Here is a 411-nt window from a genome sequence, read left to right on the forward strand (position 1 = left end):
GCGCCGAGCGCGGCGTGGGCATGGTGGTGGCCTTGCTGGCCATCCTGAAGGCGGGTGGTTGCTACGTGCCGCTCGATCCTGATTATCCGCATGAACGGCTGGCCTACATGCTGGCCGACAGCGCGCCGCTGGCGGTGCTGCTCGACGGCGCCGGCCGGCAGGCGCTGGACGGCATCGGCGGCGATGCGCCCCGCATCGACCTGGGGGCACAGGATGGGCCATGGCGCGCCCAGGCCGTGCACAATCTGGCGCGGGGGGCGCTGACGCCGTCGCATCTGGCCTATGTGATCTACACCTCCGGTTCGACCGGGCAGCCGAAGGGCGCGATGAACGCGCACGCGGGCGTGGTCAACCGCATTGTGTGGATGCAGCAGGCCTACGCGCTCAGCGCGCGGGACGTGGTGCTGCAAA

1 protein-coding gene is annotated in these 411 nt (G+C 70.6%); it reads left to right on the top strand.

Features of this window, described 5'->3' with window-relative positions:
• Positions 1-411 (top strand): AMP-binding protein (locus tag KVP70_RS33360; RefSeq protein WP_217946726.1); only part of this gene is annotated, 411 nt, incomplete at both ends.

It is taken from the genome of Duganella violaceipulchra (assembly GCF_019166075.1).
Lineage (GTDB): Bacteria > Pseudomonadota > Gammaproteobacteria > Burkholderiales > Burkholderiaceae_D > Rugamonas > Rugamonas violaceipulchra.